Raw genomic sequence first — 22264 nt, 5'->3', positions numbered from 1 at the left:
TTTCAACTCATCCAAATTTTATTTTGTTGAGGGTGTTGCTTTTAAGCTGCTTTTGTTTAATTTCACGCCCCGATACAATAATAAAGAAAATTACATATTCCAGTATTAAAATGAAAATATTAAAATTTGGGGGTACCTCTGTAGGTAGTCCTGAGCGCATGACGAAGTTGTTGGATATCATTAATCCAAATGAAGAGCAGATTGTAGTTTTATCAGCTGTGTCTGGTACTACAAATAGTTTAGTAGAAATTGCAAATTATTTTTTAGCTGGAGATAAGAAGAAGGGAAGCGAGTGCGTCGAAAATCTATATCAAAAATATAAAACTTTTGTTGTTGAGTTATTGCCTGCAGCCGAATTCCAGGAGCAGGGAAATGAAGTAATCGATTATCACTTCGGTTTCTTAGCCGGATTGGCAAATGATATTTTCACTTCAATTGAAGAGAAAGTGGTATTGGCACAGGGCGAATTATTGTCTACAACGTTATATCATATCTATTTAAAGTCGATCGGTGTACCATCAGTACTATTACCTGCTTTAGATTTTATGAAAACGGATGAAGATAACGAACCTGATATTCCTTTTACCACAAAGCACTTAACACCTTTGTTGGAGCAACATAAAGACAATAAATTATTCATCACACAAGGATACATCTGCCGCAATAGTTTTGGAGAAGTAGATAACCTGCGTCGTGGCGGAAGCGATTATACTGCCTCATTATTGGGGGCGGCAATCCTGGCTGAAGAAGTTCAAATCTGGACGGATATTGACGGCATGCACAACAACGATCCGCGTATTGTAAAAGGAACTAAACCAATTGCGCAATTATCTTTTGATGAAGCAGCCGAGCTGGCCTATTTTGGTGCGAAAATTTTACACCCTCAATCCGTTTTTCCTGCACAGAAATATAAAATTCCGGTTCGTTTGTTAAACACCATGGAACCTTCTGCAGCGGGTACTTTGATTACCCATGATAGCGAAAGAGGTAAAATTAAATCAATAGCTGCTAAAGATGGTATTACGGCAATCCGTATTCAATCGAGCCGTATGTTGCTGGCTTATGGTTTCTTACGTAGGGTTTTTGAGGTTTTTGAACGTTACAAAACACCGATCGATATGATTACCACTTCTGAGGTTGCCGTATCGTTAACCATCGACGAGACAGCCCATTTACCACAAATTATCGAAGAACTGGAAAGTTTCGGAACAGTAGAAGTAGATACCAACCACAGTATTGTATGTGTGGTGGGCGATTTCGGTTCGGAGAAACATGGTTTTGCCAGCAGGGTTTTGGAAGGTTTAAAACACATTCCGATCCGTATGATTTCTTACGGAGGTAGCAACTATAACGTTTCGCTGTTAATATTAAGCGAATATAAAACGGAGGCTTTAAGAAGTCTGCACAATAGATTATTCGAATAAGAGGAAAAAGGCGCCGATGATGACCAGCAATCCGATAAGGAAGTGAAAAGCCAGAAAGCTTGATGGTAATAATCCGTTTTTATATTTTTTGTAGGAGTTATACAATCCTGCAGAAAGGATAAGAACAATAAATATGGCAGCTGCTATCTTCATTTTTTGATAAATAAGAGGAACAGTACAATGAAAAGTAACACGATAAAAAATCGGATTTTACCATTGTATTGTTTCTGGGTAATTCTTCCATGCTTTAAATCCAGGTAGTTACCCAAATAAATTAGCCCAAAGAATAAAATTAAAATTATAATAAGGAATTTGAACATGTTCGCCGATAAAGATATATCAAAGTTTAACAATATTGAAACGCCTTTTTACTACTACGATACCGATCTGTTGCAAAAAACCTTGCGCACTTGTGCAGATGCAGCGGCTCCATATCAATTTCATATCCATTATGCACTAAAAGCGAATTTCAATAGTGTGCTGTTAAACCAGATCAAAGAAATTGGTTTTGGTGCAGACTGTGTGAGTGCAGGTGAGGTAAGAAGAGCAGTTGAAGTGGGCTTTGACCATAAAAAAATTGTATTTGCCGGAGTGGGTAAATCAGATAAGGAAATTAATGAGGCCTTAGATCTGGATATTTTCTGTTTTAACGTAGAATCTATTCAGGAGTTAGAAGTTTTAAATGAACTTGCCGGTAAAAAAGGTAAAACCGCTCAGGTGGCTATCCGTATCAATCCCAACGTTGATGCACATACACACCATAACATTACCACTGGTTTGGATGAAAATAAATTTGGGATTAATTCATGGGATTTGCCTGAATGTGCCGATACCTTAAAAGCTTCATCAAATCTTAAATTTATTGGAATCCACTTTCATATTGGTTCACAAATTACCAACCTGGATGTCTATAAAAATCTTTGCGTTCGTGTTAACGAGTTTGCCGCATGGTTTGAAGATAAAGGATTTAACCTTCAGGTATTAAACGTTGGCGGTGGTTTAGGTATCGATTATCACAATCCTGATCACCAGATTCCGGATTTCAAATCTTACTTTAAAATTTTCAGTGAGTTTTTGACAGTTAAACCTGGCCAGGAAGTGCATTTTGAATTGGGACGAGCTTTAGTTGGCCAATCGGCATCGTTAATTACCAGAGTACTCTACATTAAAAACGGAAAGAAGAAAAACTTTGTGGTTTTAGATGCAGGTATGACAGAATTAATGCGTCCGGCATTGTATCAGGCTTATCACAAAATCGAAAATTTAAGTCGGAAGTCTGAAGTCGGAAGTCCGGAGTCTACTGCTCTAAAATATGATATTGTAGGACCGATTTGCGAAAGTACCGATTGTTTTGGCAAAGAGGTAGAGCAACCAGAATCTTTTAGGGGCGATATTTTTGCCATCCGTAGTGCAGGTGCTTATGGAGAAGTAATGGCTTCAAAATATAACTTAAGAGACGCGATAAGGTCAGTTTATAGTTCAGAGATATAGATGTTCTGATGTCACATTGAGCCTGTTGAAATGCTTTAAAGTTCTTCGACAGGCTCAGCATGACAAACTTCTTATTTCTTCTTCGAAGCCACCAATACAAATACACCAGCTACTAAAATAATACCACCCACATATGGTGGCCAGTTAACAGCTTTTTCTCTGTCGGCAGATATTTGAATGGGGCCGGCATCAACTAGTTTTTCTTTTTTGGTATAAGTAAAGCCTGTCCAGATGAGCATGGCAATGCCCACAACGATTAATACAAGTCCTAATGTTCTGTTCATGATATTTGATTCTATTTATATCAGAACAGTAAAGGCTTCGATAAGTTTTTATTAGAATTTATAACCTGAAGAAAGCTTACTCGCTACCTTTAAATTTCGGCTAATTTATTCGTCAAAGAAATCTACCAATCCTCCAAGGAAATATTCCTGGATTCCTTCAGTAAAATCTTTGTAGTCTTCATCGGGAATGTTGGTTTGTTTAAACTCTAACGAAGTTCCTTTTTTATCTTCATGAAGTTTGATGGTTACAATAGAAGGTTCGTTTTCTTCTCCAAAATACCATTGCTGTACAATCTGTTTACCGTAAACAAACTCAATATTTTTGCCTGTAATGTCACCATCCCAGAAAGAGAATTCAGTTTCAGGTGCTTCTTCAAATTCAACTTCGGCACCAGTCCATAACTTTATGCTGGTTTCTTTGGTAAGTGCTAAATAAACTTCTTCTGGTGGGGCAGGTATGTAGGTGTATTTTTTAAAGTCCATAAATATTTTTTGATATGAAGCGCAAAGCTAAGGATGTAATGTGAAAATAAGGTTGAATAAAAGTGGATAAAGTTAAAATCAGTTACTTAAATGCATTTAATCCGGTTACATCCATTCCGGTAATGAGTAAATGTATGTCATGCGTTCCTTCGTAGGTTACAACCGATTCCAGGTTCATCATGTGGCGCATAATTGAGTATTCACCTGTAATGCCCATTCCACCAAGCATTTGGCGGGCATTACGTGCAATATCGAGTGCAATTTCCACACTGTTTCTCTTCGCCATCGATATTTGCTCGGCTGAGGCCCTGTTTTCACTTTTTAATACACCCAAGCGCCAAACCAAAAGCTGACCTTTGGTAATTTCAGTCACCATTTCGGCCAATTTCTTTTGCTGTAACTGAAAGCCACCAATCGGTTTCCCAAACTGAACACGCTCTTTCGAATAACGTAAAGCGGTATCATAACAGTCCATTGCTGCGCCCAGTGCACCCCAGGCAATACCATAACGGGCCTGATTTAAGCAGCCTAAGGGGCCCTTTAATCCACTGATTTCAGGGAAAATATTTTCTTTAGGTACTTTGACGTTGTCAAAAACCAGCTCACCTGTAGCAGATGCGCGTAAACTCCATTTATGATGTGTTTCTGGTGTAGAAAAACCTTCCATTCCACGCTCTACGATCAATCCCCTTATTTTTCCAGATTCGTCTTTTGCCCAAACCACTGCAATATCGGCAAATGGTGCATTACTGATCCACATTTTTGCGCCGTTTAAAATGTAATGGCTCCCAGCATCTTTTATATTGGTTACCATGCCACCCGGATTGGAACCATGATCTGGTTCCGTTAATCCGAAACAACCCATCATTTCTCCACTGGCTAGTTTAGGGAGATATTTTTTACGTTGTTCTTCAGTGCCATAAGCATAAATTGGATACATAACCAAGGAACCCTGAACAGATGCAGTAGAACGGATTCCAGAATCACCCCGTTCTATTTCCTGCATTAAAATGCCATAAGCTGTATAATCTAGCCCTGCACCACCATATTCAACCGGAATAGTAGGGCCAAAGGCACCAATATCGGCCAAACCTTTTATTAAATGTTTTGGAAATTCTGCTTTTTGCGCATAATCTTCAATAATCGGACTTACTTCTTTTTTTACCCACTCTCTGGCCGTAGCACGAATTAATTTGTGCTCATCGGTTAACAATTCGTCTAATAAATAATAGTCTGGTGCCTCGTACAGGTCCTTTTTTGCTGATTTGCTCATGTAATTTCGTGTTATCTGGTTAAGAAATCGCGTTAATTTCAAAGGTAACAATTTACGGCAAGGGGCATTATATTCATGAATAAAAAATTAATTTTGCAGCATACAAAACATACATGAGCCATTTCAAACAAACCGTAGCGTTAAAAGATGTAAAATGCTTTGCCTTACATGGGTATTATCCGGAAGAGCAACTTATTGGAAATCATTTTGTTGTCGATCTTGAAACAGAATTTACACCGCAAGGTTTTGATGATGAACTGGGGCAGACTGTTAATTATGAAGATTTGAATGCCATCATTATCGGAGAAATGAAGCATACACAGAAGCTTTTAGAAACCGTTTTGAAGAATATCATTTCAAAAGTGATTGAATTGTACCCTTTTGTTGAAACTGTACAGGTGAGTATGAAGAAATTAAATCCACCAATGCCGGGCCAGATCGGGCATTCTTTTGTTAAACTTACTTATACATCAGCCAATTAAAATGAATTTTACAAAGATAAATCCAGAAATTTTAGCAGAAATTAAAGCTGCTGTTGGAGCAGAGAAAGTTTTTACTGATGCTGATAGTTTAGAAAATTACAGTCATGATGAAACCGAGGATTTGCGTTATCAGCCAGAGGTTGTCGTGAAGCCAACAACACCTGAAGAGGTTTCTGCTTTATTGAAAATATGTAATGCACACCATGTTCCGGTTACGCCACGTGGAGGTGGAACAGGTTTGAGCGGTGCAGCTTTGCCGATTTATGGCGGTATTTCTTTATCGATGGAGAAATTTAAGGCCATTCTTGATATTGATACCGAAAACTTGCAGGCTACAGTTGAGCCGGGCGTAATTACCGAGGAATTTATCAATGCGGTAGCCGAAAAAGGACTTCTCTATCCCGTTGATCCAAGCAGTAAAGGATCTTGCTTTATCGGTGGCAATGTAGCCCATGGTTCTGGTGGACCAAGGGTAGTAAAATATGGAACCATACGCGAGTATATCTTAAACCTTGAAGTGGTTCTGCCTAATGGCGATATTATATGGACAGGTGCCAATACTTTAAAATATGCATCGGGTTATAACTTAACGCAGTTAATGATCGGATCAGAAGGTACGCTGGCTGTGGTGACTAAAATCGTGACCAAATTACTGCCAAAACCGAGTCAGTCTGTTTTAATGATGGGCTCTTTTAGCACTAATGAAGATGCATGCGCAGCTGTTTCTGCAATTTTTAGGGCAGGGGTAACCCCATCGGCATTGGAGTTTATGGAGCGGAAAGGAGTGGAGTGGGTAATTAAATTCGATGATATTAAATTCGATTTAAAAGATGATGTTGCTGCGTTGTTGATGATTGAGTTTGATGGAGATGATTTGGATGATATTTTTAAAAACTGCGAGAAAACCAATGTCGTTTTAGAAGAACACAACTGTACGGATGTGTTATTTGCTGATACAGCCGCTCAAAAAGAAGAATTGTGGCGCATGCGCAGAACCATGGCCGAATCGGTTAAATCAAACTCGGTGTATAAAGAGGAAGATACCGTTGTGCCGAGAGCAGCTTTACCTAAACTTGTTAATGGAATTAAAGAAATTGGTGCCAAGTACGGTTTTGAAAGTGTTTGTTATGGTCACGCAGGTGATGGAAACCTACACGTAAATATTATAAAAGCCGGCATGAGTGATGAGGACTGGAAAAATAAACTTAAGTTCGGTATTGCTGAAATATTCGAATTAACCACTGCTTTGGGCGGAACATTATCGGGCGAACATGGAATCGGTCTGGTGCAAAAGGAGTTTATGCCGATTAAGTATTCTGAAATCCACCTGAATTTAATGAGGGGCATTAAAAATGTTTTCGATCCCAAGGGGATATTAAATCCAGGGAAGATTATGCCTGATGTGTCTCATTCTTAGGAAACATTAAAAAAGAGTCGTCATTTCGAGCGGAGTGCAACGTAGTCGAGAAATCTATCTCAGGATTATTTAATCTAGATCTCTCTCCGGAAAATTCTGGACTGCGCTTTAGCCGAGATGATGATCTGTTTTTTTTTACAACTGCTCAAACCCAAGCATCTTTTGCTTCTCTTCTTCTGGTAATTCAGTTGGTTTGCCTGTTGCATAATCAACAGCAATGCAAACCGTTTTTCCTTTACTGCATATTATTTCTTCGGCTCCTTTTATTTTAACAATCTGATAGTCTAAGTCGAAGCTCGTGTTGCCAATTCTCGATGTTTTGACATGGATGGCAATTTTATCATGCATTACAATAGGTAGAATGTAATCTAATTCCGCATGGGCGATTACAATACCTGTTTTCTTCCAATCCCACTTTATAATTTCTTCCCAGTATTTAGTTCTGGCAATTTCCAGATAGGTAAAGTAGACCGAGTTGTTTACATGACCCATCATATCGAAATCAATAAAGCGCAAATGGACATTGGTTTTATAGTTGAATTTGTCTGAGAAATTCTTTATTTCTGCCAATTTGTCTTTTGATTTGGATTTATTTTGCCAAAATGTCTTAAAAATCATAAATATTTGCTTTGGTATGTAAGTTGAATATGGTGTATTATCAATTTAAAAATTAAAAAAAATAAAGAATAAGCGATATGACACTAGTAAATTTTAACAACAGAACCCGTAACACAGCTCCTTACTTTAACAATGTTTTTGATTCATTGTTTAGCGATGCAGTAAGTAAAAACAAAATGGTTGATAAATCGCCAAATGTGAATATTTACGAAAATGAAACCGCGTATGTTATTGAGTTAGCTGCTCCAGGTTTGAAAAAAGAAGATTTTCAGATCAATTTAAAGAAAGATACCCTTTCAGTTTGGGCAGAAGTTAAAAAAGAAGAAACCCAGGTAGCTAAAGATTTTACACGTAAAGAATTTGATTATAGCTCATTTGCAAGATCATTTAATTTACCAGATAGCGCTGATGGTGATAACATTACTGCCGAATATAAAGACGGTATTTTATCGATCAATATCAGTAAAAAAGACGATGCTAAATTGCAACACAAAGAAATTGTAGTATCGTAATCAAGATTTTCTCGGGAGAGGATTTTTCATAATAGTTTAGTTTTTTCAAAGGTTATGAGACTTGCATCAGGTGGATTTGAGGTAGATGTAATGGAGAATTGATGCAGGTTTCATAATAGTTTAAGTTTAGGTTTTATAAGGTTAATGCTGGATGGCATTAACCTTATTTTTTTTGGAGTAAAATCGTCATTTCATTCCGCTTCAGTCGAAATGACGTTGCATAGCGAGGTATTTCAATAGCTTAAGTATTTAGATTGATTTTAAGTTACATTCTTAAAATTAGCTTAATCTCAATTTTTTGTACTTTTGCGGCATGGAGAGAGAAATTCTGGATACGAAGCGTAAAGCACTTAAAATAAACCTTGACCCAAGAATTTACGGCACTTTTGCCGAAATTGGAGCGGGACAAGAAGTTTCACGAAATTTTTTTAATGCTGGTGCCGCATCCGGAACAGTTGCCAAAACCATGTCGGCTTACGATATGACTTTTAGCGATGCCATCTACGGAGCAGAGACGAATGGTCGTTATGTGAGTCAGAACAGGCTTTTACAGATGCTCGATCACGAATTTGGTTTACTTAACGAACGTTTGTCAGGCGAAAAATACGAAAGTCGTACCTTTTTTGCCTTCGCAGATACGGTAACAACCCTAAATTACAAACGTACAAACGAACCACATGGCTGGGTTGGAATCCGTTTCCAAAATGAGCCCGGAGGATTGCCTAACGAGATATTTTTCCACGTGCGCTTGCTGGATACCGATGTAAATATGCAGCAAAGGGTTTTGGGCATTATTGGTGTAAATTTACTTTATGCTGCATTTTACCATTACCAGGATCCAAAACTGATGGTAGAATCGCTCGCCGATAACTTAACCATAGGTTCGGTAGAAATCGATCTGATTTCGGTTAAAGGACCAGCTTTTCCAGGTGTAGACAATATTCTGCTTAATTTGTATATGATTATGAAGGATTTCTCGGCAGCTGCGATTTTTGATTCGGATGCGCACCCTCGCCAGGCTAAAGATCTTTTGTATAAAAAGGATATTATGATTTTAAGGACCAAATACGGTCAGAAATCATTACCTAACTTTAATCTGTTTAATAAAGCCACCGATCAGTTTAAGCGTACAAATAAAGTAGAAGAAGGAAATCTGGCGGTAATGATAGAAGTTTTATTAACTAATGTGTTAACCGATGCACAAGAAACGCCAGATGATATCGATTTAGAAGCAGTGGCTAAACGCGCTCAGGAAATGTGCGATACCGGAAATATTGTTATCGTTTCTAATTTTACCCGACACAACCGTCTTGCTAAATACCTGGCCAGGTGTAAGCCAAAAAGTGTTGGTTTAGCTACGAACATCAACAACTTAAAATTTGTATTCAACGCTAAAAACTTTAGCGGCGAGAATTATTCAGGTCAGTTATTAAGCTACGTTAACGATATGTTTAATACTAATGTGCGGTTATTTGCTTATCCTTTCCTGGATAAAAAGACCAATCAGGTAATCACTACAGAAAATATGCCGGTTACACCAGAAGCAAAACCCTTGTTTGATTTTCTTTTGATTAACGGGTATATTACTGATATTAAGGATTACAGCGAAGACGAAGTGAAGACCGTTTAGTTCTTCATATTCGTCATGATCAATTCCATCTAAGATGACCTTAGGTGAGGTGGTTGATAAGCTATCGTCAAGCCAAGCGTAATATTTTTATTAATTGAGTAACCACCTTAGCTACCTAAGCTCACCTAAGTTTTAAAATAATACAGGTCCAATTTTTCATAAATTTATGAGGTACAATTAGAAATTAAATACTTCTTAGCGTTGAGCCTGTTTCGTTTACGATGAAAGTATGGTTTACACCACACTTTAAAGCGAAGTTGTTCCGCTGGTGCCCCACAGGAAAATCAAAAGCAACAGGATAGCTGTATTCCTTTACTTTTTCTAGAACGATATCATAAATAGTTTTGCCAAATTCTTCCCCCTCATCATCAAGTTTAACTTTAAAGCCACCAACAATTAATCCCTTAAGGTTTTTCAGTTTGCCACTACGTTTTAAATTCCATAACATTCTATCGATACTGTAGAGGTATTCGCCGGTATCTTCGATGAAAAGGATTTTACCTTTGGTGTCTAAATCGGAATCGCTACCAGCCAAAGTTTCGATAATACTCAGGTTTCCCCCAACTAAAACACCATCAACCTTGCCTAATCTGTTATTGATATTAACAGGAGCAATATAGCCCATTTGTTCACCGATTAGTGCATTTTTAATAGACAGGATCGTTTCAATCTGTATGGGTTCAGCTTTGCTCCAGTCATCGGGGAAACTATTACACATTTTAGCGTGAATAGAGGCAATGCCATAATTTCTGGACAGGTGACAATGCAAAACGGTGATATCACTAAAACCAATAATCCATTTTGGGTTTCTTTTAAATGAAGAGAAATCTAGTTTATCGATAATCCGTACAAAACCATAACCACCTCGTGCACACATAATCGCTTTGATTGTTGGATCCTCCAGCATTTGCTGAAAATCAGCCAGCCGTTCCTCATCCGTTCCGCCGTAGGTAAAATCGCGTTTGCCAATGGTATTGCCAACTTTTATGGTAAATCCCCAGCTCTGCATTTGTAAAACGGAAGGTTGGATTTGCGCTTGTGTAATGTACCCTGCCGGACTTGTAATCCCAATACAATCACCAGGTTTTAAATGCGGGGGAATTTTAAATGACGAAGATTCACTTTCAATGGTATTGGCGAGTGTTTTAAAAGCAGGAAGTACAGTTGTGGCTGCAATAAACGAAGAAAGGAAATATTTTCTGTTCATCTAAAGTATAGGTGTGATATTGATTGGGCTAAGATATGATTTAAAATATTTGCATAAAAGAAAAGGGATTTATATCCATAAATCCCTTTTTAAACCAAACAAATTAATCTGTAAAAGATTAGTATAATGTGAATTATATAAATAACCAAGAATGAAATAAAATGTTTTGAGATTTTGAAAAAAAATAATCTTATCCTATTCACTGTCCGCGAAATCACTTTTAAATCGTTGTATCTGCTCAATAGCCTTGATGGGAGCGGAAATACTTTTTGGCACCATTATGTTCTATTTTCGGAAATTTTTACAAAAAGATTGAAGCGGACAGCAGGAAGAAGCCTTTACGATGAGCACTGCAATTGCGCTTCTAAACAATTTAAAAATACCGTCTAACTTAATTGTTCTGAATTCCCTAATGGCAAAACTTTCACTCTATCGCACACCATTAAAAGGTAAAGTACATGAAAGAACCCATATCCAAACCTTAACTTTCTTAACTTCTTAATGATAACAGAACTTCATAATAATTATTAACTATTAAGAAATACCGTCTAACTTAATTGTTCTGAATTCCCTAATGGTAAAACCTTCACTATATCACACACCAATAAGGTTAAGTACATGAAAGAACCCATTTCCAAACCTTAACTTGCTTAACTCCTTAATGATAACAAAACTGCTTAATAATTACTCACTATTAAGAAATACCGTCTAGGACAATAAGAGATGAGCTGCTGGTGAGTTTAAAAATTAAAGGCTATCCATCGCGGATAGCCTTTGCTAACAACAAAACAAATATAAGATAACCAAATCTTGCCTGATTGAGCAGAATCAGGGTAAAGTGCTATGAGATACACTTTGCGGCCTAGTAATGGATTCGAACCATCGTAAAGAGTTTATGAAACTCCAACCTTCCAATCGGTCAACTGGCCCTGTTTTTATAATTGCTTTAATGCCAAATAATCTCTTAATTCTAAAATCTGTTCTTTATTTAAGCTATCTTCATCCTTTGCAAATGCTGGCTCATCTGTTCCGGTTTGTAAGGGATAAATGAGTTTAGGATAGTCATCTATAGCTGGGTATTGAAAATAAATCGACATCATTTTAGCGTTTAATTGTTCAACATATTTTTTGTTAGTGATTAATGTTGAGCAAATATAGAAATAAGTATATAATATCTATAGATTTAGTAGTATTTATTTTAATAAATATTTCAACTAATTCATTTTCAGTAAAATAATTTTTCATATGGATGGTTGTTTTATTAGGAATGCAGGCTCCAGCCAGATAAACCTACTAAAAAATGGCTCATTTTTAATTGGATAAATTGGAAAGCCGTGCAAATTTATTCTGCAACTTGTCCCATCAGTTTTGAAGCCTTTAAATTCAATTTCAGAAAAGCTAATTATTTTAAGGATATTTGCAGTTCAAACATTAAAATAGTAATTGTGTCTTTAGATAAATTAAAACTCAGCAAACCACTTGTAGCGGCTATGACTGATGCAGGATTTTTAACGCCAAAAGAAATCCAAGCCAGAACAATGTCGCGCATTTTAGGTGGACAAGATGTTATAGCGGTAGGACCAGAGGGGTCGGGAAAAACAACAACTTATGTTTTAGCTACTTTAATGAAGTTGAAGTATGCTTTTGAAGAAGCACCAAGAGCTTTAATTTTAGTGCCAGATGCAGAACATGTAGATCATGTTTTGGAGCAATTTAAATTATTGAACCGGAACAGTACCTTCAGGATTTTAGGAATTGACAGCCGTGGTGCTGTTGATACACAAATGAATGAGATTACAGATGGCTGTGATATTATTATTGCAGTGCCTGACCGGGCTCGTGCATTGTACCTTAAATTAGCCTTAAATACCAATAAAATACAATTGTTTATTGTAGATAATGCAGAGCTTATTGTTAAAAAAGGCTTACAGTTGCCGGTTGTAGAATTGGCCAACAGCGCTTATAAATCTCAGCATGTGGTGTTTACTGAGGTTATGCACGAGAAACTAAACCATATGATTTCGCCTTTTATGAAAGATTCTACTACCACAATTGAGGTAGATGAAATAGGCGAAAAGCAAGCAGAAGTTTATCAGCAGATGCTTTATCAGGTACCTAATTTCAGGACCAAACTTAACCTGTTAACTTTATTATTAAACGATACCGAAGTTTTTGATAAAGTGGTGGTTTTTGTCAATACACGTTTAACCGCACAAACAGTTTACAAGAACTTTAATCAGCATAAAGAAGGGGAGATCAGTATTTACCGTTCGCTGTTTTTTGATGATAAAGGTTATGATGATATTGAAGACTTTAAAGATAATCCGGATGCAAGGGTTTTAATTGTAGCCAACGAGAATTTAGGCGAACTTAATATTGAAGGCATTCCTTTTATCCTGCATTTTGAATTACCGGAGCAGAAAGAAACGCTAATTCAGCGCATTGTTAAACATGGCGATGAAGATGTGGTGGCCATTACTTTTTCTACCGATATCGAATTGATTGAGGTGAAAAAAATTGAGCAGGCCATTGGTCAGAAATTGGAAGTAATGGAATTACCTGAAGATTTGAAAGTAGTTGATGCAGCCGCGAAACCGAAGAAAAAGAAGGGTGCTGAAGAAGACGAAACTTCTGAGCGAGGTGCTGCTTTTCATGAAAAGAAAGCCAGTAATTTAAAAAACTACAATTACAGCGCGGGTACAAAGGCCAAAATGACTTATAAAAATAAGAAGGGCTTGTCTTAACGATGCAATTTTCCTGGAATCGTCCTCCTGAACTTGTTTCAGGACCTTTTGGAAAGTGTTTTAATATTATAAGCGTGAAAGATGCTGAAACAAGTTCAGCATGACGCAGTAGTTTTAATAAAAAAAGCTCCCCGGAAATTAATCCGGGGAGCTTTTTTGTTAATCGCTATTTACGATTAGTATAACGTAAACTCTACACGACGGTTTTGTTGACGACCAGCTGCAGTTTTGTTTGTTGCAATTGGTTGGTCAGGTCCGTAACCTGTAGCTTCAATTCTTGATGCATTAGCACCTTGTGATACTAAATAAGCTTTTACCGATTCGGCTCTGTCTTTAGATAAACGTAAGTTTAACTCTCTGCTACCAGTATTATCAGTATGACCAGCTAATTTTAAGCTAAAGTTTTTCTCTACCAATAAACCAGCAACGCGGTTTAAAGTAGCATATGATTTAGAACGGATAGTTGATTTACCTAAATCGAACTCTAAGTTAGAAATCGCATCTCTAACCACTTTACGGTCAGCCTCAGTAATTACTTTGGTTTCTTTAATAATTTCGCGTTGAACTTTAATTGGACAACCAGAACCATCAACTACAGTACCTGATGCTGTTCCCGGACATTTGTCGAATTTATTGGCTACACCATCATTATCATCATCACCCAAATCTTTCGCATATTGCTCTCTATCGCGTTGTGCATTTTGCTCAGCAGTTGATAATGCTCTTCTTAACTCCGCACTTTCTTCAGCTGTTTGTTTGTTTAAATTTGCCAAAGAGCTGTAGTTTTGTAACTGAGGTTTTGATTTATCTCCAATGGCAAACTCTAAACCAGCATGTGCATAGGCAAACCTGTCGTTAGTTGGACCATTAAATCCATCAAATTTAGCCGATTTAACAAAATTAACATCGTAACCTAAATCTACATTAATACCTTTAGCAACACCTAATTTAACACCTGCGCCAACTGGTACAAACCAACCTTCTCTGTAATATCCGGCATCCTGTACATTTGCAGGATTAGTCGTAGCGCCTGATGACATGTAACCTGCACCCGCTTTTAAGTAAGGGATAAGTACTGCATTTTCCTGATTGATACTGATGTTTGCTACGTTCCAAACAGCAGATAAAGCACCAGACCATTGGATATTGGTTTTGTAACCAGTATTCGGAATAAAAGTACCTGTACCAGTTGCAGCTCTTAATTCTTCAACTTTACCAGCTAAGAAATCGGCTTGGATACCCAATGATGGCAAAATTTGTTTTTTAATGTAACCACCGTAACCGATGTGCTCAACCGGCGTTTCGAATTGATGGTTCGAATTGCCAAAAATAGTTCTCGGGGTTAATAAACCTCCATGAACACCTATAGACCAGGTACGGAATTGAGTAGGAGAGAAACGGCCTGCAGCACTGGTGCTGGTTAGTGTTTCCTGTGCAAATAATTGTGATGATAAACCTAATAAAGCAATCAACATTGTTGATTTAGTAATTCTTGTATTCATGTTTTTCTATTTTGTAAATATTAGTCTCTTAACAGTTTTTATATCGTACTGTTTTGAACGGACTAAGAAAAAACCCTGCCAAAAGCATAATTTTTCTTACAAATAGCATGTTATCAGAAGATTAGGGGTGTAAAATTATTTCACAAAAAAGTTACTTTAGATTTAAGATCTCATCATTTTTTGTCTAGTATTCTATACAAAATCTAAATTCAGAGCTGTGATGTAGTGGTTTAAATCCTACTTGTCTGACGGATTTTTCTTATGGTTTAATAACATCTCTAAAGTTTTTTCGAGCCTGCCTGCACGCGTTTTATCCTGTTTTGCAGATAAAAGCCAAAGCACATATTCTTTCCGGTGGGTATAAGCGAGTTGACTAAAGTAATCGAATGCTTGGGGATGGTTTTCTAATAGCGTTTTTAAATCTTCAGGGAGTTTGACTATTTTATTCACCGGATCGATATATTCACCAAACTCGTTGGTTTTAATATGATCGTTCCGCATTCCGGATGGTTTTACTTCAGCAATGAGTTTTAAACGCAAAGCCGTCCAGGTTTCGTTTACTGCTGCTGATGCGCATGGTGTTAAACCGAATGTATTCAGTTCTTCCCAGCTTTTCATCAGATCAAGATCAGACTTGATTTTTGATGTTTTTTTAGGGTAGCATATCCAGATAATGGTCCTGGCATCAATATAATCTAGATTGTTTTTAATCTGCTGGTCGAGCTGATCTTTGTTTATGGCAAAAGCTACCAATACATTAAACGTAGTTTCTTTTCCATTATATTTTACCGTAATATTCGAAGGGATATCGCCAAATATAGCATCCGCCTGCTCCGGAGCATTAGCTACCTTAATCACATTACCAGATTTTACGCGAAGTTTTTTTAAGAATAGATTTTCCATTTCCCTTATGAAAGACTATAACCTTAATTTAGCAAAGAAATCCCAAAAAACAATACCTGCAGAAATTACGATATTAAAAGAATGTTTCGTTCCGAATTGTGGGATTTCGATACACTCATCAATTTTAGCCATCACTTCATCACTCACACCATCAACCTCATTCCCGAAAATCAATGCATATTTTTTGTGTGGATCGGGTTGGAAAGTATTTAACATGGTGCTGTTTTCTGCCTGCTCAATGGCAACAATCTCATAACCTAAAGCGCTTAAGGCGTCAATAGCCTGTAAGGTATCGGCATAGTGTATCCAATCAACAGATTGTGTGGCACCTAATGCTGTTTTTTCGATCTCGCGGTGTGGCGGTTGTGCCGTAATACCGCAAAGTATAACCTTTTCCAGGGCAAATCCATCTGCGGTGCGGAAAATCGAGCCTACGTTATGCATACTGCGGACATTATCCAAAACCACTACCACAGGCAACTTTTCCTGTGCTTTAAACTCTTCAATATCCGGACGATTTAACTCGTCTAATTTTAATTTTCTCATTATTTTAATTGATTACACAGATCGGGGGATTATGCCGATTGGCTATGATGCCGAATCTGTATTTATCTTTGAGGATCTGTAATTAAATATGGCCCGTTACCAATTTCGCTAATGTAAATGGCAGCCGGGTAGCCGATCTTATCTACGTAGTAATCTGTTAAATGTTTTGCAAAATCTTCTTCAAAACCTTTCTCTAATAAAGCGATTGCACAACCACCAAATCCGGCGCCCGTCATCCTTGCGCCGATTACGTGCTCATAATCAGTACAAAAATCGACTACCGCATCCAGTTCTTTTCCGCTTACCTCGTATAATGTTCGTAAAGATTCGTGAGAGGCGTACATCAAACGGCCAAACTCTGCTAAATTTCCTCCATTTAGTGCTTTAGCTGCTAAATGAACGCGATCATTCTCTTTAACTACATGCGTCGCACGGTTTAAGATCGTTTGATCTGTTATTAAATGACTGTGAAGTGCAAATTTCTCAGCGGTTAATTCGCAAAGATAATGAAGGGTTATTTCTTCGTTTAATAGTTTTAGTGCCATTTGGCATTCAGCAACCCGCTCATTGTATTTAGAATCGGCCAGTTCCCGTGGTTTATTGGTATTGATAATGGCCAGAACATAATTGCCAAGATCAACATCAACCATTTTGTATTTTAAAGTTTCACAATCTAAAACAATTGCTTTGTTTTTTTCTCCAAAAGCAACCGCAAACTGATCCATTATTCCCGAATTTAAACCGATAAAATCATTTTCAACACGTTTAGCGATTTTAACGAGGTCCAGTTTATCATAACCTAGATTTAGATAAGTATTTAAGGCATAAGCGGTAGCTATTTCTATAGAAGCTGAAGAAGAAAGTCCTGATCCGATTGGAATGTTTCCGTAGAACAGAAAATCTAAGCCGTTAATTTCCTTACCGTCCTTGATAAATTCGTTAATTACCCCAACAGGATAATTCGCCCATAAGCTACCATCTTTTTCGTTTATGGTATTGCTTGTTACCGCTGTTTGAACATCGAAGTTTAAACTTTTAAACCTAAATTGCTTATCGTTATTTGGGGCTATGGCTACCCAGGTTCCTAAGGTAATGGCGCAGGGCATAACCAAACCGCCATTATAATCAATATGTTCGCCAATGAGGTTAACCCGTCCGGGCGTAAAATAAATGGCATCAGCTTTTTTATGGTATTGTTCGGCAAATTTTTCCTCTAGGTTAATGTTCATTTGGCTAAAATATATTTATAAAAAGCATTAATAATAGTATGTTTGTTTAGGAAACAAAAGCCCTAAGTTACAATTTATGAGCGTTCAGCAAATACCAACCGGAAAAATTATTGATGGCGAAGAAGTTATCGCAATCGAACTAACCAATAGCAAAGGCACTTATGTCAAAATATTCAATTATGGTACAATCATCAACAAATTTGTAGTTAAGAATGCCAAAGGCGAAAAACAGGATATCGTGCTTGGTTTCGATACTTTTGACGAATACCTCAATCCAGCTTATTTGGCAAACTACCCTTATTTTGGTGCTATAATTGGCCGATATGCCAACCGCATTAAAAATGGAAGAGTCCAGATTGATGATGAAACTTATCAATTGGCACAAAACGCCGGTACCGATACACTACACGGCGGTATAGTAGGTTTTGATAAAAAAGTATGGGATATTGTTGAAATTAATGATGGCGCACAACCCTCAGTTACCCTGCAATATGAAAGTGTGGATGGAGAGGAAAATTTTCCCGGAAACCTGGTTATTGATTTAACATTCGAACTGACTGACAATGATGAGCTGATATTAAGTTATGAGGCAGAAACCGATAAAGCTACCGCGATTAACTTAACACACCACAGTTATTTTAATCTCGCTCCTGAAGGTGGAAACATTAAAAACCATAAACAACAGATTTTCGCTTCAAATTATTTGGAACAAGATGATAATTATTCGGTAACGGGTAAATTAATCCCTGTTGAAGGTACACCTTTGGATTTTACTAAATCTAAAGCGATAGGGCAGGATTGGAATGAGGATGAGGGATATGATCAAACTTTCGTTTTAGACAAGATTTATGGCGATTTATCGCTGGCCAGCAAAACAATTGAGGAAGAAAGCGGTTTAGTTTTAAGCGTATATACTACAGAACCGGTAGCCCATTTGTACACCGCAAAATATTTAGGCGTAAAGAACGGTAAAGGCGGAAAGGATTATGACAGTTATGGTGCCTTTTGTGTAGAAACACAACACCATCCAAATGCCGTTAATATTCCAGCATTTCCAACTACCATTTTAAGACCGGATGATTTGTACACGCAAACAACCATTTATAAAGTTTCACTAAACAGATAAATTATGTTCACGATCGAAAACATCCGGGCAGCAGAATCAAAAATTAAAACTGGTGCAGATTTTCCTCAGTTTATAAAAGAAATTAAGGAAATGGGTGTTAAACGTAACGATGTGTACGTATCTAATGGCTTATCGATTTATTTTGATGATGAAGATAATGCTCAACAGGTAAGTCCTGACGAGTATCCAGGCCTGACGATCAACACAGCATCATCTTCTGATAAACTGGCGCATGCTTTGAAAATACACCAGCAGGGAGAAACCGATTATTTTACATTTTGTAAGCAAGCTGCAGATGCGGGTGTTGAAAAATGGGTAACTGACCTGGACGAAATGACCTGTACCTATCTGGATGCAGAAGGGAATGAACTGGTAAAAGAGCATATTCCCACCGTTTAATCAAACTGATTAATTTATAACGATACACTCTGATGGTTGATTGAACGATCAGAGTGTATTAAACAAGGCTAAAACCCAGAATAAATTCGGTTCCACCATTTTCCTGCGTTTTCATCTGGATTTTAATGTCGTTTAATCTGGCAAAATCGTTAACCAAACTTAAGCCGATGCCAAGGCCTGATTCTCCGGCAGTTCCTTTAGATGACATTTCATCGCCAAAAACAGCAAAAAGCCTGGCCGCTTTTTTGGGATCCATGCCAACACCATTATCCTTAATATGAAGAAAAATATTATTGGTAGCCATCTCAGCACTATAAAAAACTTCAATAGTGCCTCTCGGTTTGGTAAATTTAATGGCATTGGTAATCAGGTTCCTTAAGATAACCATTACCTGTTTCTCATCTATTAATACCACATCGTTTATTGTGGTATGGTGGTGATGTAAGGATATCTGCTTCAACGAAATAGTCTGAGCCAATTCTTTAATTACCAGATCGGTTACGCTATTGAGTTTGTAAGGGGTTCTGTTGGCCTTGGTTGATTTATTATTTTTCGTCCATATAATTAAATCATTCAACATCTCCAGACTGCTCAATATTTTTTCCTGAAAATCATCAATAAAAAGGTCAAGTTCTTCTTTACTAAAATCACCTTCTTTAAAAAACTTGGTTGCCTGTAATGTCGTGGCAAATGGCGAACGCAAATCGTGACCGATAACCAGTATCAGTTTATTTTTATAATCGTCGTTATTTTGCAGTTCTATATTCTGTTGCGCGATCAGATCTTTCTGTTGAAGGATATCGATGTTATTATCGGCCAATAATCTATTCAATCTGCTTCTTTGCTTTGATTTGCGATAAACCGTGGCCAATAAAACCGTAACGACCAATGAGAAAAATACAGTTGCTATAATCAATAAGCGGCTGAGCTCAATATTTTTCTCTTTTACCGAGATCTCTCTGGTTAAATATTGATTTTCGAGGTTTTTTTGAGTGATGAGCAATTCATCTATCTTTTTCCTGGCTTCCTCATCAGTAGCCAACGCAGCGAAACGTATCTTTTCTGATAATGTATTGTAGGCATTTTTAAAGTCACCTTTTGCCTGGTAAGACTGTGCCAATACAGTAAGTGATTTATCGATATTGATGTGGTCGTTATCTTTTTTTGCGATAGAAAAGCCTACCTGAGCATATTTTATGGCATCATCAAATTTCTTCAATCCGATGTTCGCTTTAGCAAGGCTTGCATAGGCAGCACCAAGCTCCCAGTCTGAAACTTCTTTTTTATTGCTTAAAACGATCTGGAAATATTTGATTGCACTTTTGTGATCATTTTTGAGGATATATAAATCTCCTATACGATTATAACAGGTATAGATGTAGGTGATATTATTTATTTTTTTAGCTATTTCCTGTGCAATCTGATAATGTTGGATTGAAGTTTTGAAGTAAGCTTGTTTTTTATCTTTGCCAAAAAGCAATGCATTACAAAAACCCAGGTTAAAGTTGCTGAGCATTTGCGTATTAAAATCTTTAATGCTGTTGGCCAATGCTAAAGAGCGGTGAAAATGACCAAGTGCAATGGGATAATTTTTTTGCTGTACGTAAGCGAGTCCGATATTATTTAAACAAACTGCTATTAAAACCTGATCGGAGGTTTGAGTCGCAATTCTGTAGGCATTATTCAGCTCTTTAAAAGCTTTATCATATTTTTTCTGATAATAATAATTGCCCGAAAAATTTAGTTTTGCCCGTGCAATACCCACCAGATATTTTTCTTCATTAGCAAGTTTGTAGGCTTTTTCTGCGTAAGCCCAACTGCTATCCGGATTTTCCTTATAATACAAATAGGAAATTCTGTTCAATGTGTCGATATAAGGACGCATTTGATGCAGGCTGTAATGAGTTAAGGCAATCTTTTTCATTTCGATCAGCTTTTTACTCAATAAATTTCCCTGTGCCAAAACAGACAAGAAAAAGCAGTTGCAAAGGATCAAAATAGTTAAAGCCCGTTTCATGTAGTTTTATCGCTTAAAATAAATATAGCAGATTAATGCAATACTTAAAACAGGAATTTAAAATCATCTATATCCTTTCTAAAACCATTTTTATGGCCTGCTCTACAATTTTGTCAGGTGCTTTACTAAACTCGAATTTTACCCGGCTGGCCAGAATGGCATTAATAGAAAGTGCCTTGTGACCTAAAACCTTCGCTAAAGCATAAATTCCGGCAGTTTCCATCTCTAAATTGGTAATCCGGTATTGGTTGCTCTTAAAACTGTTAATCAAACCAATAAAATCGGGAACGGCATTTTTAGCCCTGACAATTCTGCCTTGTGGGGCGTAAAAGCCTGGTGCAGTAATGGTAATGCCCTTTGCCATATCCTTACCGATGGTATTTAACAGTGTTTCGCTTGCTGCCGTTAAATAGGGGTGAATGTTTTTAAGGTGTCCAAAATGCGCTTTAATATCGTCCATTAAAAGCTGTTCATCACCAGATAATTGCTGAAGATAATAATTCATTAGCGCATCCATCCCTAAGCCATAGGATGAAGCTAATATTGTTCCCATTGGAATATCCGGTTGGACAGCTCCGGAAGTGCCAATTCTGATAATATTTAATGAGGTAAGCTCTTTTTTAATTTCACGGGTTTCAAAATTAACATTAACCAGTGCGTCTAGTTCATTTAAAACGATATCAATATTGTCTGTACCGATCCCTGTTGAGAGTACGGTAATTCGTTTTTTGCCTACGTAACCTGTATGGGTAATAAATTCGCGTTTGCCTTTCTTAAACTCTATTTTATCGAAATACTTACTCACCTCGCCCACACGATCGGGATCGCCAACAGTAATTACAGTATCGGCAATATCTCCAGGTAAAAGATTTAGGTGGTATATGCTACCATCAGGATTGATGATTAAGTCGCTTTCTGATATTTTCATATTTGGTTCATATTTGCCCGCAGATTTCACTGATTACCAGAATTTATAG

At 37.2% G+C, this 22264-nt stretch carries 22 protein-coding genes; 9 read left to right on the top strand and 13 right to left on the bottom strand.

The annotated features are described in order from the left end of the window. Positions 1–110 precede the first annotated feature (110 nt). Positions 111–1424 carry an aspartate kinase gene (locus AC04QZ_RS03940; protein WP_086546478.1) on the top strand — a complete coding sequence of 438 codons (1314 nt, stop codon included), beginning with the start codon at positions 111–113 and terminating at the stop codon, positions 1422–1424. On the opposite strand, the gene AC04QZ_RS03935 is transcribed toward AC04QZ_RS03940, so the two are convergent. Then, positions 1413–1577, bottom strand: a complete 165-nt coding sequence (locus AC04QZ_RS03935; protein ID WP_158273013.1) for a hypothetical protein — start codon at positions 1575–1577, stop codon at positions 1413–1415. The two genes, AC04QZ_RS03940 and AC04QZ_RS03935, sit on opposite strands and share 12 nt — an antisense overlap. A 165-nt stretch (positions 1578–1742) precedes the next feature. Between AC04QZ_RS03935 and lysA the strand changes: the two genes are divergently transcribed. Further along, the gene (gene lysA / locus AC04QZ_RS03930; RefSeq protein WP_478356659.1) at positions 1743–2915 is read left to right on the top strand and encodes a diaminopimelate decarboxylase; all 1173 of its coding nucleotides are present in this window, start codon (positions 1743–1745) and stop codon (positions 2913–2915) included. A 71-nt stretch (positions 2916–2986) separates the two neighbouring features. Here lysA and AC04QZ_RS03925 read toward each other — a convergent pair whose 3' ends face one another. The 3 genes from AC04QZ_RS03925 to AC04QZ_RS03915 form a co-directional block, all read right to left on the bottom strand. Further along, a complete protein-coding gene (locus AC04QZ_RS03925) occupies positions 2987–3199 on the bottom strand; it encodes a hypothetical protein (RefSeq protein WP_086546476.1) in 213 nt (70 codons plus the stop codon). Positions 3200–3304: 105 nt separating this feature from the next. Then, the gene (locus AC04QZ_RS03920; RefSeq protein ID WP_086546475.1) at positions 3305–3682 is read right to left on the bottom strand and encodes an SRPBCC domain-containing protein; all 378 of its coding nucleotides are present in this window, start codon (positions 3680–3682) and stop codon (positions 3305–3307) included. An 82-nt stretch (positions 3683–3764) separates the two neighbouring features. Continuing rightward, entirely contained in the window at positions 3765–4955 is a 1191-nt protein-coding gene (locus tag AC04QZ_RS03915) for an acyl-CoA dehydrogenase family protein (RefSeq protein ID WP_478356658.1), read from the bottom strand. A 113-nt stretch (positions 4956–5068) separates the two neighbouring features. Between AC04QZ_RS03915 and folB the strand changes: the two genes are divergently transcribed. Together folB and AC04QZ_RS03905 are read left to right on the top strand one after the other, a co-directional pair. Continuing rightward, positions 5069–5437 carry a dihydroneopterin aldolase gene (gene folB, locus AC04QZ_RS03910; protein ID WP_478356657.1) on the top strand — a complete coding sequence of 123 codons (369 nt, stop codon included), beginning with the start codon at positions 5069–5071 and terminating at the stop codon, positions 5435–5437. Position 5438: 1 nt separating this feature from the next. Then, positions 5439–6854 (top strand): FAD-binding oxidoreductase, encoded by a 1416-nt coding sequence (locus AC04QZ_RS03905; RefSeq protein WP_478356656.1) that lies wholly within the window; start codon positions 5439–5441, stop codon positions 6852–6854. Positions 6855–6989: 135 nt separating this feature from the next. Here AC04QZ_RS03905 and AC04QZ_RS03900 read toward each other — a convergent pair whose 3' ends face one another. After that, positions 6990–7424 (bottom strand): acyl-CoA thioesterase, encoded by a 435-nt coding sequence (locus tag AC04QZ_RS03900; RefSeq protein WP_478356655.1) that lies wholly within the window; start codon positions 7422–7424, stop codon positions 6990–6992. Positions 7425–7549: 125 nt separating this feature from the next. Between AC04QZ_RS03900 and AC04QZ_RS03895 the strand changes: the two genes are divergently transcribed. Next, positions 7550–7984, top strand: coding sequence for an Hsp20/alpha crystallin family protein (locus tag AC04QZ_RS03895; RefSeq protein ID WP_478356654.1), 435 nt, complete (start codon positions 7550–7552; stop codon positions 7982–7984). 313 nt (positions 7985–8297) lie between these two features. Further along, positions 8298–9614, top strand: a complete 1317-nt coding sequence (locus AC04QZ_RS03890) for a nicotinamide mononucleotide adenylyltransferase (RefSeq protein ID WP_086546469.1) — start codon at positions 8298–8300, stop codon at positions 9612–9614. A gap of 184 nt (positions 9615–9798) precedes the next feature. Here AC04QZ_RS03890 and AC04QZ_RS03885 read toward each other — a convergent pair whose 3' ends face one another. Together AC04QZ_RS03885 and AC04QZ_RS03880 are read right to left on the bottom strand one after the other, a co-directional pair. Continuing rightward, positions 9799–10821, bottom strand: coding sequence for a S66 peptidase family protein (locus AC04QZ_RS03885; protein ID WP_478356653.1), 1023 nt, complete (start codon positions 10819–10821; stop codon positions 9799–9801). 935 nt (positions 10822–11756) lie between these two features. Beyond that, entirely contained in the window at positions 11757–11921 is a 165-nt protein-coding gene (locus tag AC04QZ_RS03880; protein ID WP_478356652.1) for a hypothetical protein, read from the bottom strand. Positions 11922–12266: 345 nt separating this feature from the next. On the opposite strand from AC04QZ_RS03880, the gene AC04QZ_RS03875 reads away from it, so the two are divergent. Further along, a complete protein-coding gene (locus AC04QZ_RS03875; protein ID WP_478356651.1) occupies positions 12267–13565 on the top strand; it encodes a DEAD/DEAH box helicase in 1299 nt (432 codons plus the stop codon). A 176-nt stretch (positions 13566–13741) separates the two neighbouring features. On the opposite strand, the gene AC04QZ_RS03870 is transcribed toward AC04QZ_RS03875, so the two are convergent. The 4 genes from AC04QZ_RS03870 to AC04QZ_RS03855 form a co-directional block, all read right to left on the bottom strand. After that, positions 13742–15067 carry an OmpA family protein gene (locus tag AC04QZ_RS03870; RefSeq protein ID WP_478356650.1) on the bottom strand — a complete coding sequence of 442 codons (1326 nt, stop codon included), beginning with the start codon at positions 15065–15067 and terminating at the stop codon, positions 13742–13744. 237 nt (positions 15068–15304) lie between these two features. Further along, positions 15305–15970: a YdeI/OmpD-associated family protein gene (locus tag AC04QZ_RS03865; protein ID WP_478356649.1), complete on the bottom strand. Its 666-nt coding sequence runs from the start codon at positions 15968–15970 to the stop codon at positions 15305–15307. A 15-nt stretch (positions 15971–15985) separates the two neighbouring features. Next, positions 15986–16516, bottom strand: a complete 531-nt coding sequence (locus tag AC04QZ_RS03860; RefSeq protein WP_478356648.1) for an RNA methyltransferase — start codon at positions 16514–16516, stop codon at positions 15986–15988. 62 nt (positions 16517–16578) lie between these two features. Further along, a complete protein-coding gene (locus AC04QZ_RS03855; RefSeq protein ID WP_478356647.1) occupies positions 16579–17745 on the bottom strand; it encodes a galactokinase in 1167 nt (388 codons plus the stop codon). 76 nt (positions 17746–17821) lie between these two features. Here AC04QZ_RS03855 and AC04QZ_RS03850 point away from each other — a divergent pair, with 76 nt between their 5' ends. Beyond that, positions 17822–18871, top strand: a complete 1050-nt coding sequence (locus AC04QZ_RS03850; protein ID WP_478356646.1) for an aldose epimerase family protein — start codon at positions 17822–17824, stop codon at positions 18869–18871. Positions 18872–18874: 3 nt separating this feature from the next. Next, positions 18875–19270: a DUF1398 domain-containing protein gene (locus tag AC04QZ_RS03845; protein ID WP_478356645.1), complete on the top strand. Its 396-nt coding sequence runs from the start codon at positions 18875–18877 to the stop codon at positions 19268–19270. 58 nt (positions 19271–19328) lie between these two features. Here the strand turns inward: AC04QZ_RS03845 and AC04QZ_RS03840 are convergent, their stop codons facing one another. Both AC04QZ_RS03840 and AC04QZ_RS03835 read right to left on the bottom strand, forming a co-directional pair. Then, entirely contained in the window at positions 19329–21194 is a 1866-nt protein-coding gene (locus tag AC04QZ_RS03840) for a tetratricopeptide repeat-containing sensor histidine kinase (RefSeq protein WP_478356644.1), read from the bottom strand. Positions 21195–21354: 160 nt separating this feature from the next. Then, a complete protein-coding gene (locus tag AC04QZ_RS03835; protein ID WP_478356643.1) occupies positions 21355–22215 on the bottom strand; it encodes a nucleoside phosphorylase in 861 nt (286 codons plus the stop codon). Positions 22216–22264 lie beyond the last annotated feature (49 nt).

The organism is Pedobacter folensis, from assembly GCF_056490665.1.
The sequence above is the reverse complement of the archived record's forward strand: the minus strand, read 5'-3'. Positions and strand labels throughout refer to the sequence as shown.